This window comes from Thalassococcus sp. (genome assembly GCF_982780845.1).
The window spans coordinates 1-16,538 of the sequence record NZ_CEYADA010000005.1 but is presented as its reverse complement, the minus strand read 5'-3'; the positions used below and the strand labels follow the sequence as shown (position 1 = coordinate 16,538).

Sequence of the window (16,538 nt, the reverse complement as noted above, 5' to 3'; positions counted from 1 at the left end):
TGATAATCAAACTGAATGCGCTCACTGTAATACTTACATACAACTCAAAGTCGAAGGAGAACTCGCTATGAAGTTCGAGAATAATTTCTTCGGTTTTAATGATTACGGCACCATTTTCACAGACATCTTGATTGAACCGAAAGAGGTTCCTTCACCGCAGAATTCAACCACCCCGGCGCCACAACACAACACGCACCAAAGATATGATCAAATTGATTGGGAGCGCAGCCTCTGGGATAAAGAGGTTCTGGTCATGTCCGAACCCGGATCCGCCATCGAAAACGCCCTGACACGACTGTCCGCGCATTTCGAGGCACTGAGCATCATCGATCAACCCAGAAGCGCGCTGCGCTGTGCAAAGTATGCTGACGGACTGAAAAGTATCTTTGTAATGGACCTCGACACGCTGCCTAGCGATGGCGACGCGGTTCCGAAGCTGTTGCACTTGCGGCGCGCAAGTCCGGGGCTGACAACGATTATCGTTTCTAGCCACTTCCATCATAATGACACGACGTTAGAACGCCGCGCCATTGCCGACTGTTCATTGCGGATGCCGATCAGTGACTCTGAACTGCTCCGCGGAATGGGCCTTGCCTGCCGAAACACAAACCTTCGCCTAAAGGGCGAGTTTTTCTCGTAAAAAACGCCATACTTTTTCTCCCCAATCTAACCATACGGATAGATTGATAGACCTGCCCAACCTAAGTTATCAAAGTGACTATAAATTGGTAACGTAGGTTGGGTTATGGTAATGGGTATCTGGACACAGGTCGCACAGTTAAGGGATCTGCTTAGCTCCATGGAACGGGATCTTGGGCTGGATAGCCTAAGCTCGAATGAACGGGACATTTTGTTGGCATTTTACGCGAATGCCGCTGAACGCGCCGATGTTGGTTATGTCTGCACAACAGACAAAGTGCGTGCGCATCCGACGGTTTCTCGGATTTCTCAACCTACTTTTCACCGCACCTTGCGCCGTTTGTTGGACAAAGGTCTCGTGATTCAGTCGGATGATCTGCCTCTGGGCACTTATGTGCTTCCGTCAGAAAGCCCCCGTGCCTGAAAAACACTAGGCGCTTCGGCAGATATCTACTAGAAATTGAAACTGATCAGCAAAGCTCTGCTGATCAGTTTTTTATTGTTTTCATTTCTGCGCCCGAACCCGATAGGAGGCGCCATGTCTGATTTCGACGCGACCAAAAAGCAAACCAGCATTTTGGAAACCCTGCTTCAAATAGCGGTTTTCAGCTTTTTCCTGTTGTTTGCGTCGCTGATCGAACAGGCTCTTATCCCCTACACAACATTCCGCGCAGATACGGCGGCACAAGTCGAAATACCGATCATTTGCCTGACCTTTGGACTACGCGTGCTGGGGGCCTATTTGGCAGGTTTCAAATCCATAATCTTCTTTGCACCCGCAGCCTTGGTGCTTGATGCCACAAGCCAGACCATCCTTGGGCTACATTTCGAAAATGGCTTGGTCATGCTGATCCTGCTTACGGCAGCGCCAGTGATTTTCATGCTTTTCGACTGGGCCTCCCCTGTCCCCCATATTGAGATGCTCAATACGCCTTCAGGCTGGCGCATCCTTGCGTCGGGAAGCATCATGATCGCGATGGTCGAAACCCTAGCGACGCACATTCTGGCAGGCACACATTCACACACGACACCGCCGTCAACGGATCTGGTCGTGTTCTTTGGAAGCAAAATGTTGGGTTTGGCTGTGGTTCTTGCCGTGATGTTGGCGGCCAAGCGCATCATGCGCAGCCACAAGGACGCGAACTAACGCACCAATTCCGACCGGAATTCAGCCTGCGCGGCGCGCGTCGATTTCCCGAATAGCCGTTGCGATGGCCTCATCAATGGACAGCTCGGACGTATCAATCTGAATGGCGTCATCGGCAGGACGCAGCGGCGCATCCTTGCGCCCCATATCTCGGGCATCACGTTGGCGCACATCATCCAAAACCGTTTCGAAATCCACACGCAGCCCGTTTGCCACCAATTCGCGGAACCGGCGATCAGCACGGATTTCGGCAGAGGCTGTAACGAACAACTTGGCCTCGGCATCCGGACAGATCACCGTCCCGATATCGCGCCCGTCCAGAACCGCACCGCCCGACCGGCGGGCAAAGACCCGCTGGAAATCCACCAGGGCCGCACGCACTTCGGGGATTACAGCCACCTTGGACGCGGCCTGCGCCACCTCGGGCGTGCGCAGATCATCGGCTTGCAAATCCTCGGCCCGCAGTTGCTGCGCGGCCTCGATCGCCGCAGTACCGGTCAGTACCTGTTTGCCGACGGCGCGGTACAACAGGCCTGTGTCCAGATGGGCAAAACCATAGTGGGCCGCCACAGCCTTACTGATCGTTCCCTTCCCCGCTGCCGCAGGTCCGTCGATTGCAATCGTAAACGCCATGGTCGCCCCCTACCCTTCAACCCTTATTGTGTCAGTTTGGCACCCAATTGGGTCATCAGGTTTTCGAAAATCGGGAAGGATGTGGAAATCGGACCGGAGTCATCAACCGTCATCGGCGCATTCGTTGCAAAGCCCATCACAAGGAAGGACATCGCGATGCGGTGATCCAAATGGGTTTTCACTGTTACACCACCGGCAACGTCGCCAAAGCCACGGCCATGAACCGTCCACCAGTCCTCGCCCTCATCCACATCGACGCCCGCAGCGCGAAGGCCCGTGGCCATCGCATCAATCCGGTCGCTTTCCTTGACGCGCAGCTCTTTCACGCCTGGCATATGCGTCTTGCCCTCGGCAAAGGCCGCAACAACGGACAGAACAGGGTATTCGTCGATCATAGACGCCGCACGTTCTGCGGGCACCTCGATACCCTTCAGATCGGGCGAATACTTGGCACGCAGATCGGCGACAGGTTCACCGCCCTCTTCGCGCATGTTTTCAAACGTCAGATCAGCGCCCATGTCCTGCAGCGTATAGAACAGCCCCGCGCGCGTCGGGTTCAGGCCGATATTCGGCACCAACACGTCCGACCCTTCGGTAATCAGCGCCGCACAGACAGGGAACGCCGCCGAGGACGGATCACGTGGCACGATGATTGTCTGCGGTTTCAGCTCGGGCTGGCCGGTCAGCGTAATGACGTGGCCTTCATCGGTATCCTCGGTCACGATCTGAGCGCCAAAGCCCGCCAGCATCCGCTCGGAATGATCGCGTGTCGCTTCGCGTTCGATCACCACGGTCTGGCCCGGCGCATTCAGACCCGCCAGCAAAACAGCGGACTTCACCTGCGCGGACGGCACCGGCGTGGTGTAGGTCACGGGCACCGGGTTTTCCGCACCGATGATCGTCATCGGCAAACGGCCACCGGACCGGCCATAGGACCGTGCCCCGAACAGCGCCAAAGGATCGGTCACACGCGCCATGGGGCGTTTGTTCAGGCTGGCATCACCTGTGAACGTCGCCGCAATCGGACAGGTCGCCATCGCGCCCATGATCAGGCGCACGCCCGTGCCCGAGTTGCCGCAATCGATCACGTGATCGGGCTCGGCAAAGCCGCCGACGCCCACGCCCTGCACGACCCAAGTGTCGCCTTGCTTTTCTACATCGGCACCAAACGACCGCATCGCCTTGGCCGTATCCAGCACGTCCTGACCTTCCAAAAGGCCGGTCACGCGGGTCTCGCCGACAGCCATCGCGCCAAAGATCAGCGACCGGTGCGAAATCGACTTGTCACCGGGGACATGCGCCTCACCGGACAGACCCGAGGATTTATGTGCAGACATAGGAGTGGCGGGGCCGTGGCTCGACATAGAAACCTTCCTTATTCATCAGTCGCGGTTTGATACTTGTCCCGCCGCGCAAGGTCCACACCTTCCACGGCCCTCAAACGCGACAAAAGCCGCGATTAAGCCCAAACCCATGTATTTTCTGTCCACAAATACCTTGGGGGAATTGGCCAAAGGCCAAGGGGGCAAAGCCCCCAGCCACCTTAGGTCCGGCGGAACGTCATATAATGGGGCGTGCGGCCTTCGCGCAGGGCCTTCTGCTCATAGCGTGTCGAAAGCCAATCATCCCACGGATCACGCCAGTCCGACGGGCCTTCGGCCAGCCATTCGAAACCGGCTTTCGGCACTTCCAGCATGGTCTGGCGCACATAGTCGGGAATGTCCGTCGCAACACGGAACTCGGCCCCTTCCCGCATCACCTGATGCAAGGGCTCCAGATGCTCCTGCGTCACGAACCGCCGACGGTGATGGCGTTTTTTGGGCCATGGGTCGGGATAGAGCAGGAATGCCTTTTCAACCACACCATCGGGCAGAACATCGAACAGATCCCGCGCATCGCCGGGATGAATACGCAGGTTATCCAGCCCTGCGTCCTTCACCTTGCCCAACAGCATCGCGACGCCGTTGATGAACGGTTCGCAGCCGATGAACCCTTTGTCAGGGTTATTCTTGGCCTGATGCACCAGATGTTCACCACCGCCAAAGCCGATCTCCAGCCACAAGGGGCGACCGCCGAACAACGCGTCGATATCCAGCTTTTCGCGGTCAGGGTTTACGTCCCAACCGACCGCTCCGGGGGACAAAGCCGCCAGATCGTTTTCCAGATATTCTTCCTGCTTCGGTCTCAGGGTCTTGCCCTTGAACCGACCATAGAAATTGCGCCACGGGGCGCCCGAGGGGTGCTTTTTCTCTGACATGGGACGCGCCATGCAACAGCGCGCGCTTAAGGTCAAGAAGCTGGGACTACGAAGGCATCATACGCCGCAGCACCCAAATCGCCGGAATGGTCACGATATACATGCCGATCCCATAGACGGCCGAGGGCAATGCATAGTCGGACAAGGTCCCTGATCCCGCGATGATCGCCGCCACCGCAATACCCAACGTCGCGTTCTGAACGCCAAGCTCGACAGCAATGGCCCGCCCGTCGCCGCCGGACAGCCCAAGCACCAACGCAACCACCACGCCCAAGACCAGAAACAGCGCGTTCATCCCCACCACGACCGGCCCAAGGCTGGCAAGGTTTTCCATCAGCACCGACCAATTCGTGGCAATCGCCGCGATCACGATGATCACGAACAACACCATCGCCAGCTTTTCCGCCAAATGACCAACACGCCCCACGACGCCGGGCAAAAAGCGGTTTAGAAGCAAGCCGATCAATACCGGCACAACCGTGATCGCAGCCATCGCAATGGCCAGCGAAGACACATCAATCTCGGGGCCTTCATCCCCCAGAAAACGCGTCGAGGCCAAAGCCGTGAACCAAGGCACGGTCAGTACGGACAACAAGCTGGCCACAGCGGTCAGCGTGATCGACAACGCCACCGTCCCGCCGGACAGGCGCGTCAGAACGTTGGATGTCACACCGCCCGGGCAGAACGACAGGATCATCACGCCAAACGCCAATGCCGGAGGCAGCGACACCACCTGAAGTACGGCCAAAGCCACCAAGGGAACGCCAATGATCTGCAACACCAACCCCACCAGCACAGGCACCGGCATCGACAAGACACGCCCGAAATCGGCGAAGGTCAGCCCCAAACCCAATGAAAACATGATAAATGCCAGCGACAGCGGCAGCACGACTTCCAACAACATTGGCGCATTCCTCCCTTACACCGTTGGATCATGTTGGCGTGGGAGGCGGCGAAAAAGCCAATGAAAACGGAAAGGACGCTGCGTCGTGCTGATGCTGCAGCGCAGCTATATCACAAGGATCAGAAGCAGGATAGACACCGTCAGAACTGCGATACCGGTGATCTCTTTCGCGGTGATCTTTTCCTTGAAGAAAAGGGTCGAGGCCATGATCGAAAAGATCAGTTCGATCTGGCCCACGGCCTGAACATAAGCGGCGGTTTGCAGGGTAAAGGCCACAAACCATCCGAAACTGCCCGCCATGGATGTGATGCCCACCCAAACCGCCGTGCGCCGCGCCTGCCAGACACGTGTCAGTTCGCCCGGCTGTTTGAACCGCATCCACAGCCCCATCATCACTGTTTGGGAAAGGGTCACCAGAACAAGCGAAACACCTGCGCGAATGATGGGATCATCGCTGGCAACCTGAAGCGTCGCACCGCGATAGCCGATGGCGGCCATGGCGAAAAATGCCCCAGACAACAGACCCAGCGCCACCGCCCGCGTCAGAAACCGTTCGCGGAACGACCCGTTGGTATTGGGCGTGTCGGACAGGATCAGAACGCCAACCAGCCCGATCAGGATCGCTAGCCAACCGTAGCCGCTCAGGGGTTCGGACAGCACGACCCAACCGGCCAGCGCGGCCTGGATCACTTCGGTTTTCTTGAAGGTGATACCAACTGCAAAATTACGCTGCCGGAACAGGGCCACCACACAGAGCGTCGCCATAATCTGGCCGATGGCACCGGCCAAGGCGTAGGGCCAGAAAACCCCACCCAATTCTGGCACAGATTGACCCGTGTAAAACAGATAGCCGCTGGTCAGAACCAAAGCCGCAGGCATCGCATAGGCAAACCGCGCAATGGTAGCGCCTGCGGTGCTAAGCGTTCCTGTGCTCAGCACCTTTTGTAGCATAAAGCGGATCGTCTGAAACAGCGCCGCAGCAATGGCAAAGACGATCCACAATTCCATGTTTTAACCCGATCAGAATGGGAAAGGATGCTGTTTGTGCGTCTCGTCCAATGCCGCCAAAAGCTCGTCCGACAGCTCGACATCCGATGCCCCCAACGCGACTTTCAACTGCTCCATCGTGGTCGCGCCGAAGATCGACGAAGACACAAACGGACGCCGCGCAGACCATGCAAACGCCATGTGGACCGGATCGATCCCGAACTTTTTGGCCACCTCAAGGTAGGCGTCCACGGCAAGGAACGCGCGGTCGGTTTTACGGCCGCCCAGATCACCGTTGATCGCCATGCGGCTGCCTTCCGGCAACGCACCGTTCTGGTATTTGCCGGACAAAAGCCCCGCACCCAGCGGCGAATAGGGCAGCAGGCCCGCGCCTTCGTTGATCAGCGCCTCGGCCAGATCGGTGTCGGCCATGCGGTACATCAGCGAATATTCGTTCTGAACCGTTTCCATACGCGGACCACCCATCTTCTCGGCGACGCGGATCCAGTTGGTCAGGCCCCAAGCGGATTCATTCGACAGGCCAATGTGGCGGATGGTGCCGCGGGTGATTTCATCCTGAAGCGCACCCAACATATCAGCCATGTGCTGAAGGTTGTCTTCGCGGTTCTGCTTGGACGGATCGTATTTCCAGTTCTGACGGAAGCCATAGCTGCCACGGTTCGGCCAATGCAGCTGGTAAAGGTCGATCACATCGGTTTTCAGACGCTTCAGCGACCCTTCCAGTGCGGCGCGCATGGTGTCCGGCGACATGGGCGCGCCGTCGCGGACCAACTGGCTGGGGCCGGTCAGCTTGGTTGCAAGGACCCAGTCATTTCTGCGTCCGGTCTTTTCGAACCAGTCGCCGATGATGGCCTCGGTGTTACCGACGGTTTCGGCCTTGACCGGATTGACCGGATACATTTCGGCGGTGTCCATGAAATTCACGCCGTGATCAAAGGCATATTCGATTTGTGCGTGGCCCTCTTCGGCAGGTGTCTGGTTGCCGAAAGTCATGGTGCCAAGGCAGAGTTCGGAAACTTCGATGCCTGTGCTTCCCAGCGGTCGCATTTTCATGGGGGCGCTCCTTATTGGTGTTTGCGGCGGACCTTACGCGCTCTCACCCTGACTGCAAGCCCCCACCCACGTCAGCCGGAGCCACCGCCACGGATTTGAGAACCGCAAAACATGCGCCGCCAACGTGCAGCCCCAAGGCATCCGCACTGCGCCGCGTGACCCGTGCCAAAAGCGTGTCATCGCCTGCTTTTAGCTGCACGATCACACCCGGCCCGTCGCCACGTTTCATCGACAGCACAGTCACCGGCAGGACATTCAGCGCCGACAATCCAACAGGCCGGTCCGCCGCGATCAAAACTTCTTGTGCCAGAATGCGCACGCGCAAGTGGCTACCAACCTCGGCTGGCACTGTGGGCAGCCAAAGCGTGCCGCCCGATACTTTCAATTCCGTCACGCCATCATCGGCATGATCTACCACCTGAGCCGTCAGCACCGAACCCGCATCGCGCACACCAAAGACACGGACCATCGACGGATCGGACAGCAGGTCACTGACCGCGCCGTCTTTCAGAACCTTGCCATCTTCCAGAACCACCAGATGGGTGGCAAGCCGTGCGACCTCGGCCAGATTGTGGCTGACATAAATAATCGGACAGCCGCTTTCGGCGCGCAGGCGTTCCAGATACGGCAGGATTTCAGCCTTGCGCGGCGCATCCAGCGCCGCCAGCGGTTCGTCCATCAACAAAATCTGAGGCTCCGACAACAACGCACGCCCAATCGCCACGCGCTGCGCCTCGCCGCCCGACAGACGTGCAGGGCGACGGTCCAAAAGGCCCTCGATCCCCAACATTTGGGCCACGCAGCTAAGATCACCCTGCCCTTTCAGACCCGAGGCCTTGCGCCCATAAAGCAGGTTGTCGCGTACTGACATGTGCGGGAAAAGCCGCGCCTCTTGAAAGACATAGCCAAGACGGCGTTTGTGAACCGGCACATCGACGCCTGCACCTGCATCAAACAGGACGCGGTCATGCAAGGCGATCCGCCCTTCGTCCGGCCTCAGCAAACCGGCAACCGCGTTCACCACCGATGTTTTGCCGGACCCCGAGCGACCGAACAGAACCGTCACCCCGTCCGGCGCGTCGAAACTGACGTCCAGGGCGAAATCGCCAAGGCGGCGCTTTATGTTCACCGACAACGTCACTTGCCAGAAATCCTATGCGCCACGCGACGCGCGAGCCATTCCGACAGGGCAACTGCGCCCAAAGCCAGAGTGATCGAAATCACCACCAGCGTCAGCGCCGCGTTTTCACCGCCGGGCACTTGCAGGAAGGCATAGATGGCCGACGGGATCGTCTGGGTCTGGCCGGGGATGTTCGACACAAAGGTAATTGTCGCGCCGAATTCACCGACCGCTTTGGCAAAGGCCATCACCGCCCCCGCGATGATCCCCGGTGCGATCAGCGGCAGGGTGACCGTGCAAAACACCCGCAGACGCGATGCGCCAAGGGTCGCAGCCGCGTCTTCCAGTTTCGGGTCCACAGCCTCGATCGCCAGCCGGATCGCGCGTACCATCAAAGGGAACGCCATAATCGCCGCCGCAAGCGCCGCGCCTGTCCAGCGGAAGGCCAATGTCACCCCGAACCAGTCGTAAAGCATCCCGCCAACCGGCCCCTGCCGCCCGAATGTCAGCAACAACAGATAGCCGGTTACAACCGGCGGCATGATCAGTGGCACCAGCACCAGACCGTTCAATATCTGACGCCCCGCAAACCGCCCCCGCGCCAGCGCGTACGCGGTCACAATCCCCAAAGGCAAGCTAAGGACCGTGGCCCAGAAGGCCACCTTGAGCGACAGCGCCACAGCCTGCCATGCCTCTGGTCCTAGGTATTCCATGATGATTGCTTAGCTTACTCGGTCACAGGAACAAAGCCGTATCGGGCAAAAAGCGCCTGACCCTCGGCACTTGCCAGCCATTCCAGAAACGCTTGTGCCGCCTCGGTGTTGGGCGCATCGGCCGTGATGGCGGCAGGATAGGTGATGGGCGGATGGCTTTCGTCTGGGAACTGCGCAACCACATGGACGCGATCATCCGAGGCCGCATCAGTGGCATAGACGATGCCCAGCGGCGCCTCACCCAGCGCAACCAACGCAAGCGCAGACCGCACGTTATCGGTCTGCGCCACGCGCGGGGCAATCACATCCCATTGCCCCAGATGCGTCAGCGCCGCCTTGCCATAGATGCCCGCAGGCACCGCATCGACCAGCGCCATGGCCAGCCGTGTATCGTCAGGCAGAAGTGCCGAGATGTCGGCGGGCATATCACGCGTTTCACCCGAACCATGCCCGATCAAGACCAATGCATTCGCCGCCAGATCGCGCCGCGTATCAGGCGCGATCATCCCCTGTTCGACCAGCCAATCCATCCAGTCAGGGCTGGCAGACACAAAAACATCCGCAGGCGCGCCCGCCGCGATCTGGCGGGCCAGAACCGAGCTTCCTGCTGGGGCGATGGTGACATGCTGGCCTGTCTGATCTTCCCAAACATCCGCCGCCTCGCCCAGCACATCGCCCATGCTGGCCGCAACGAACACGGTCAGGTCCGCCGCCCAAGCGGGTGCAGCAAACAGCCAGAAAGACAGAAGAAAACGAAGCATGGGGACAGTCACCGGATTAGTCAGGTGAACCTTGTCCCGAAAGGCGGCGATGAGCAAGCCGACCAAAGTGTCGCGCCGGACGAAACCTGCCGTCCGGCGCGGAAGTCTTAGGACAGGATATCTGCCATCATCACCGGCGCACCGGTTTTGGCCGAACGCGTCGCCGCTTCGGCCATGGCCAGCGCGGCCACGCCTTCTGCCAGTGTCACGGGCAGCGCACCGCCGTTGGTCAACGCCTCGACAAACGCCGCCCATTCCGCCGCATAGGCGGGCATATAGCGCTCGAGGAAGAAGTAGGTCGGCTTGGCACCGGTCACGCCGGAAGTCGTGCTTTTGACCACGGTATTTTCGAGCATGTTCTGCGCTTGCAGAAGGCCCTCGGAGCCCAGCAGTTCAACACGCTGATCATAACCATAGACCGCACGGCGCGAATTCTTGATCACCGCAATGCGTCCGTCTGCATAGGTCAGTGTAACCGCAGCTGTGTCCACATCGCCTGCTTCACCAATGGCCGGATCGACGATAGATGTGCCAACGGCTGTGACGGACACAGGCAGATCGCCCATAATGAAATTCGCCATGTCGAAGTCATGGATCATCATGTCGCGGAACAGACCGCCGGACACTTTCACATACTCAAGCGGCGGCGGGGCCGGATCGAAGGATGTGATCGACAGAAGTTCGGCCTTGCCGATTTCGCCAGCGACGAGCGCATTTTTCAAAGCGCCAAAGTTCGGGTCAAAGCGGCGGTTGAAGCCGATCATGACGGGACGGTCGGTTTTGGCGACCGCCACCTGACAGGCCTGTGCGCGCTCAAGGCTCAGGTCCACGGGCTTTTCGCACAGCACGGCTTTACCCGCCGCAGTTGCGGCTTCGATCAAATCCGAGTGCGTGTCGGTCGAGGTGGCGATCAGAACCGCGTCGATGCTGTCGTCAGCAATGATTTCCTCGGTCGTGCGGGCAACCGTGCCGTATTGCGACGCCAGTTTCTGCGCCGCTTCGGGGAAGTAATCCGACACCGCAGCCAGTTCGCTGCCCGGATGCGAAGAAATGGCGGTTGCGTGCACACCAGCGATGCGACCTGCGCCTAGAAGTCCGACTTTAATCATATGTGTATTTCCTGATGATCGGGGCCCTTTACCCCTGTTGTTTCAAAGCTGGATGGACCGGCCTTCTTCCGCGCTTTTCCGCGCGGCATCCAGAACGGCAAGCGTCCGCGCACCTGTTTCGGCCGTCACGGGCGGCTCGGTACCGTCGGCGACCGCTTTGGCGAAGGCGGCATAGTAGTCGTGATAGCGCCCCTGCTCGGCCGGAACTTTGACCGGACCTTCGTCGGTATAAAGCGTGCCCCAGTTGCTTTCGGGCTCATAGCCCCAGGCATCCGGATCATCGGTCGGGCGCTGGCCCGCGAAAATCTGTTGCGCCTGCACGTCGGTGCCATAGCTGACGTAAGCGCCCTTATCGCCATAGGCCCGCAGTTCACGGGTGCTCAGGCGGTTCAGTTTTGATGCCGACACCACAGACACCGGACCGCTTTCGTGGTTCAACGTGATGACAAAGCTGGCGTCCGTACGCCCCTCGGGCAGATCAACGTGATCCATGTGCACCGAAACGGACGCGACCGGACCGTTCAACCAGATCATCTGATCCACCAGATGGCTGCCAAGATCGCGCAACAGACCGCCAGTCGGGCCAGCCTCGAGCGTTGCGGGGTCGTCGAAATCCATCCGGCTGTGAACGCGCCAGACATGACCCAGACGACCGTCCCTGATGATCTTGGCCAAGGTCTGCAAATCGGAATCGTAGCGGCGGTTCTGGTACACACCCAGTGTCACGCCCTTGGCCTTGGCCGCTGCGTCCAGCTCCATTGCACCCTCGTAATTCGGGGCAAAGGGTTTGTCCGCAACCACATGCAGGCCAGCATTGATCGCTTCCAACACCAGATCACGGCGCGTCTGGGGCGGTGTGGTGATGGTCACCGCATCGCAAACGCCTGCCTCGATCATGGCCGTCAGGCTTGCAAAAATCGGAACATCCGGCCAGTCGGCACGCGCCTTGGCGACAGTCGCCTCGGCCCGTGCAACGATGCCTGCCAACGAACAGCCTTCGGCCGCCGCGATAAACGGCGTATGGAAATGCTGACCGCCGGTGCCGTATCCGACTACACCGACCTTAAGCATCGTTTTGTGCCTGCTCGAGGAACGCATCAAACTGATCGTCCTTGATCGCGACCGAATGGCAGGCCTCGGGGTAGCCGCCGTTGTCGACGTCTGCCTTGAACTCTTTGAACGCCGCGATGCGTTCGTTCTGCAAACGCTCGAGTTCCGGCGCGAAGTTGCGATAGACCTTGCCGTGACGCGGCTTGTGGTTTTTGCCGTAGCCACAGACGTCTTCGGTAAACAGGTACTGCGCATCGGCGTGCTTGCCCGCGCCCATACCCAGCATCAGCAGCGACGAGTTTTCTGTCAGGTATTTCGCAACGCGGTCCGGCACGACCTCAAGCTCGGCCCCGAAAACACCGATCTTTTCCAGCATCTGGGTGTGCTTCCACAGCGCCAGAGCCTCGTCCGCGGTTTTGCCAACTGCGCGCCAGCCGGTCCATGTGATGTAGGACGGGATCAGACCGATGTGGCCAACGACGGGCAAGTGGTTGTCACACAGCAGTTTCTGGATGTCGTAGGACGCCGAGCAATAGTAGGCGTCACCACCGATACCCGCGTAGTGGAATGCCGCGCGCAGATAGTCTTCGCCTGTTGCGATGGGACGGCCTTCGAAGCGACCCCAACCGCCATAAGGCAGACCGACCTGAACGAAACAATCGCCCGCCGCTTCGCGCATCTCTGCATCAAAGAACTTGCCTTCGATCGACAGCATTTGGATGCCAGCCGCATTGGCCGCAGCCGCTTCTTCCGGTGTGGTGACGAACAGCATCGAAATCTTTTCGCCACGCTTTTTCATCGCGCGGAGGTCTTCGACATGGGGACGATTGTGATACATCTGGGGTTCCTTCTTTAGAGGGTAAAGGCCGCACGGAACGCGTCCAGCGCGTCCTCGGGATCGTCTTTGGCAAAGGCTTCCATGCCGACGGGGCCGTCATAGCCCATCGCGGTCAGTGCCTTGGCGATCATGGGCCAGTTCATTTCGCCGGTGCCAGGTTCACAGCGACCGGGGTTGTCAGCAACCTGCACTTCGCCGATCCACGGCAGGCAGGCTTCGGCGTGGCGGATCACGTCGCCCTCGCCGATTTGTGTGTGATAAAGATCAAGGTTGATGCGCAACTGCGGGCGATCCACAGCGGCAACGAGTGACAGAACGTCAGCGGTGGAATTGAACGGACAACCGGGGTGTTCGCGCAGGTTCAGGTTTTCCAGCGTGAACGTCACGCCTTCTTCCTCGGCCATATCGCAAATCCGGTGCAGCGTGTCGCGGGCGCGCAGCCACATGCCGGGCGCCACATGCGCCATCTGCGGGATCGGGATACCCATATCCCCCAGACCGGTGCCATGCAGGTTCAGGCGGTGGACGCCCAAACGCTTGCCGACCAGCGCTGCTTCGCGGGCGGACCTGATCAACAAATCCGCCCCCTCGGCATCTGCAAGACGGCCTTCCAGATATCCGTTCATGATGGTGAAGGTCGCGCCTGTTTTCTCAAGCGCGTCCAAGTCCCAATCCGGCCAGTTCCAAAGCCCGACACCAAAGCCCAGCTCTTTCAATCGCGACGCGCGCCATGCAATGGGCTTGTCCTGCCAGAGCATTTCCGCACATGCGGCCAGTTGGAACGCCATATCAGATTTCCACGAACACGCGGCCGTCTTCGACCTTGGTTTGGTAGGTGTGCAGGTTTTCACATGCGGGCGGTGTTTCCACTTCTCCGTTGGTCATGTCGAAAATCGACGCGTGTTTCGGGCATTCGATTGTCGCTTCGACAACCAGACCGTCACACAGGTGCACGTCTTCGTGGGTGCACAGACCATCTGTGCAATAGTAGTTATCTTCGTGGTCGCGAACGATGATAAAGGTGCGGTCCCCGTGGTCGAAACGGATGACATCTTCTTCATCGATATCGTCAGCAGCGCAGGCATCAATCCAAGTTGGCATTGGTCTTTCCTCAGATGTCTTGGGGTTTGAAGTCAGCGGGCGCGCTTGGCATCACGCCCTGCAGAAGGGTCACGGATTTCTCCAACCCTTCCAAAGAGTTCAACAGAACGTCTTCGTGTTCGATAGACAGCCAGCCGTCGTAGCCGGCCATTTTCAGGCGGTAGCAGAACTGACGCCACCATTCTTCGCCGTGGCCGAAACCAAGCGTGATGTAGGACCAGCTGCGCGCCGGAATATCCATCAGGGATCCGTTTTCCAAAAGGCTGGTTGTGGCTTGAACAGGCGCGTTCAGCATCGTGTCTTTGGCATGCACGTGATAGATCGCATCGCCCAACGCCTCGGCCGCAGCCAGAGGATCGGCGCCCATCCAGAAAAGGTGCGACGGGTCGAGGTTGGCCCCAACCACGGGCCCGACCGCGTCGCGCAGTTTCAGGAGGGAGGGTACGTTATAAACACATTGGTTACCGTGCAATTCCAACGCGATGCGCTCGACACCGCATTCTTTCGCCAGTTCGACAATCTCGTGCCAGAACGGGATCAGAACATCGTTCCACTGGTAGTTCAGGATCGCCTGTGTTTCCGGCGGCCAGCTGGACACAACCCAGTTGGGCATCGTGTCATTGGCATTGCCCGCAGGCAGGCCGGACATGGTGCACACGGTCTTGATGCCCAGTTCACCTGCAACACGGATCGTGTCCTTCAAGTCGCTGCCCTGCTTGGGATCGGTCGGATGCAACGGGTTGCCGTTGGCATTCAGGCTGATCACCTCAAGCGCGCGTTCGTCGAAAGCGTTCAGAAACTCTTTCCGCGCGCTGGCGTCTTTCAACATCGTTTGCAGATCGAAATGCGGCGCTGTGGACCAGCCACAGGTATTCACCTCAATACCCGAAACACCCATGCGCACAGCGCTATCAAGCAGGTGATCAAGGCTCATGCCACCAAGGCTGTCGGAAACGAAACCAAGCTTCATGCGTACAACTCCGGCTTTTCGATCAGGGAAACAGGGCTTGTCTGGCCGCTTTCCAGCGCGCGCACGCCTGCTTCGGCGACAACTGCCGCGCAGTAACCGTCCCACGCATCCGACGCGATGCCTGGGAATTCGCCGGTTTCGACAAAGCGGATGAAGTCACGGTTCTGACGGCGGTAGGCATCCGCGTAACGGCTGCGCCAGTCCGCATCATAAGGCGTGCTGGACGTGAAACGGCTGTCGGTGCGCGTGTAGGCCACGTTGTTGATCGCGATGGAACCGGCTTCGCCCACCAGTTCGGCGCGCACGTCATAGCCATAGGCCGCGTTGTTGTTAATCTCGATCATGACAAGCTGGTCATCAGAAGTTTCCAGCACCATCACAACGGGTGCCACGCGGCTGTCCGACCGGCGCGGCTGATGCGCTGTGATCGAGGTGTATTCAACACCCATGACATGTCGCACAACGTCGAATTCATGCGGGGCCGAGTTGGTGATTGCCATTGCACCGGTAAAGTCCGACGCAGGTGTTTCCACGTTGCGGTGGAAGTTGTGCATCATCAATGCACGACCCAGCTTGCCACCGGTCAGAGCCGAACGCATGTCCATGTAGGATTGATCATAGCGGCGCATAAAGCCCAACATCACATGGCGCGTGTTCAGAAGAACTTCGGCCTGCATGACCTCAAGGCACTCGGACGATTGCTGCGACAACGGCTTTTCGCATAGCACTCGTTTGCCCGCGTCGATGCACTGTCGTGTCAGGTCCGCGTGGGTGAAGTCGGGGCTTGCGATGATAACAGCGTCAACATCTGGCCGTGCGATGGTCGCTGCGGCATCTGTCGCCACATCCGCCGCCGAAAATTTGTCTGCAACCGCAGCCGCGCAGTTGTTGTCGGGATCACAGATCACCTGAAGTGTCGCACCGGGCACTTCCTGAGCGAAAATTCGGGCGTGATCTTCGCCCATCAAGCCAGCCCCAATGATAGCAAGTCGTGTTGTCATGTTTCTATCTGACCTAAAGAGTGATGCGACGACCCGGCGAAGCGCCAGGCCGTCAGGGGGGAAGAATGGGAAAGTCAGCCCATTCAGGTGGATTGTCCTTAAAGTCGACGCGCGATTACGCGTCGGCCATTCCGTCGATATTCGCTTCCAGATCCGCCATGGATTCACCGCCCGCCATCAGGTCGGCGATTTCTTCGCGGCTCTTTTCGCCTTTGCGGAAGTCCGCCGCGATCG

At 58.9% G+C, this 16,538-nt stretch carries 19 protein-coding genes; 3 read left to right on the top strand and 16 right to left on the bottom strand.

From position 1 onward, the window contains the following. The first annotated feature begins 67 nt into the window (after positions 1-67). The 3 genes from AC4FIA_RS06925 (at position 68) to AC4FIA_RS06915 (ending at position 1,786) form a co-directional block, all read left to right on the top strand. Positions 68-640 (top strand): hypothetical protein, encoded by a 573-nt coding sequence (locus tag AC4FIA_RS06925; protein WP_490365239.1) that lies wholly within the window; start codon positions 68-70, stop codon positions 638-640. Positions 641-799: 159 nt separating this feature from the next. Then, entirely contained in the window at positions 800-1,063 is a 264-nt protein-coding gene (locus tag AC4FIA_RS06920; RefSeq protein WP_103911070.1) for a hypothetical protein, read from the top strand. Between the two features lie 114 nt (positions 1,064-1,177). Then, complete coding sequence (locus AC4FIA_RS06915) at positions 1,178-1,786, top strand: hypothetical protein (protein WP_490365238.1); 609 nt, start codon at positions 1,178-1,180, stop codon at positions 1,784-1,786. Positions 1,787-1,807: 21 nt separating this feature from the next. Here AC4FIA_RS06915 and cmk read toward each other — a convergent pair whose 3' ends face one another. From cmk to AC4FIA_RS06835, 16 genes are all read right to left on the bottom strand, one after another. Then, positions 1,808-2,419, bottom strand: a complete 612-nt coding sequence (cmk, locus tag AC4FIA_RS06910) for a (d)CMP kinase (protein ID WP_490365237.1) — start codon at positions 2,417-2,419, stop codon at positions 1,808-1,810. A gap of 23 nt (positions 2,420-2,442) precedes the next feature. Then, on the bottom strand, positions 2,443-3,783 hold the full coding sequence (aroA, locus tag AC4FIA_RS06905) for a 3-phosphoshikimate 1-carboxyvinyltransferase (RefSeq protein ID WP_287476349.1): 1,341 nt from the start codon (positions 3,781-3,783) through the stop codon (positions 2,443-2,445). A gap of 179 nt (positions 3,784-3,962) precedes the next feature. Next, complete coding sequence (gene trmB / locus AC4FIA_RS06900; protein WP_103911240.1) at positions 3,963-4,676, bottom strand: tRNA (guanosine(46)-N7)-methyltransferase TrmB; 714 nt, start codon at positions 4,674-4,676, stop codon at positions 3,963-3,965. A 46-nt stretch (positions 4,677-4,722) separates the two neighbouring features. Then, positions 4,723-5,580, bottom strand: coding sequence for a bile acid:sodium symporter family protein (locus AC4FIA_RS06895; protein WP_490365236.1), 858 nt, complete (start codon positions 5,578-5,580; stop codon positions 4,723-4,725). Between the two features lie 105 nt (positions 5,581-5,685). Continuing rightward, on the bottom strand, positions 5,686-6,588 hold the full coding sequence (locus tag AC4FIA_RS06890; RefSeq protein WP_490365235.1) for an EamA family transporter: 903 nt from the start codon (positions 6,586-6,588) through the stop codon (positions 5,686-5,688). Between the two features lie 12 nt (positions 6,589-6,600). Next, positions 6,601-7,641, bottom strand: a complete 1,041-nt coding sequence (locus AC4FIA_RS06885) for an aldo/keto reductase (RefSeq protein WP_490365234.1) — start codon at positions 7,639-7,641, stop codon at positions 6,601-6,603. Positions 7,642-7,684: 43 nt separating this feature from the next. Beyond that, on the bottom strand, positions 7,685-8,770 hold the full coding sequence (modC, locus tag AC4FIA_RS06880) for a molybdenum ABC transporter ATP-binding protein (protein ID WP_490365233.1): 1,086 nt from the start codon (positions 8,768-8,770) through the stop codon (positions 7,685-7,687). Between the two features lie 8 nt (positions 8,771-8,778). Further along, positions 8,779-9,474 (bottom strand): molybdate ABC transporter permease subunit, encoded by a 696-nt coding sequence (modB, locus tag AC4FIA_RS06875; RefSeq protein WP_490365232.1) that lies wholly within the window; start codon positions 9,472-9,474, stop codon positions 8,779-8,781. A gap of 14 nt (positions 9,475-9,488) precedes the next feature. Next, on the bottom strand, positions 9,489-10,235 hold the full coding sequence (gene modA / locus AC4FIA_RS06870; RefSeq protein WP_490365231.1) for a molybdate ABC transporter substrate-binding protein: 747 nt from the start codon (positions 10,233-10,235) through the stop codon (positions 9,489-9,491). A gap of 107 nt (positions 10,236-10,342) precedes the next feature. Further along, positions 10,343-11,344, bottom strand: coding sequence for an inositol 2-dehydrogenase (iolG, locus tag AC4FIA_RS06865; protein ID WP_490365230.1), 1,002 nt, complete (start codon positions 11,342-11,344; stop codon positions 10,343-10,345). 42 nt (positions 11,345-11,386) lie between these two features. Further along, complete coding sequence (locus AC4FIA_RS06860) at positions 11,387-12,415, bottom strand: Gfo/Idh/MocA family protein (RefSeq protein ID WP_490365229.1); 1,029 nt, start codon at positions 12,413-12,415, stop codon at positions 11,387-11,389. Further along, complete coding sequence (locus tag AC4FIA_RS06855; RefSeq protein ID WP_490365228.1) at positions 12,408-13,232, bottom strand: 3-methyl-2-oxobutanoate hydroxymethyltransferase; 825 nt, start codon at positions 13,230-13,232, stop codon at positions 12,408-12,410. Before AC4FIA_RS06855 ends, AC4FIA_RS06860 begins: the two co-directional genes overlap by 8 nt. 14 nt (positions 13,233-13,246) lie before the next feature. Beyond that, positions 13,247-14,020, bottom strand: a complete 774-nt coding sequence (locus AC4FIA_RS06850) for a TIM barrel protein (protein ID WP_490365227.1) — start codon at positions 14,018-14,020, stop codon at positions 13,247-13,249. Between the two features lies 1 nt (position 14,021). Further along, complete coding sequence (locus AC4FIA_RS06845) at positions 14,022-14,333, bottom strand: MocE family 2Fe-2S type ferredoxin (protein WP_287476339.1); 312 nt, start codon at positions 14,331-14,333, stop codon at positions 14,022-14,024. Between the two features lie 10 nt (positions 14,334-14,343). Then, positions 14,344-15,303, bottom strand: a complete 960-nt coding sequence (locus AC4FIA_RS06840) for a sugar phosphate isomerase/epimerase family protein (RefSeq protein WP_287476338.1) — start codon at positions 15,301-15,303, stop codon at positions 14,344-14,346. Then, entirely contained in the window at positions 15,300-16,304 is a 1,005-nt protein-coding gene (locus AC4FIA_RS06835; RefSeq protein ID WP_490365226.1) for a Gfo/Idh/MocA family oxidoreductase, read from the bottom strand. Before AC4FIA_RS06835 ends, AC4FIA_RS06840 begins: the two co-directional genes overlap by 4 nt. Positions 16,305-16,538: the final 234 nt, after the last annotated feature.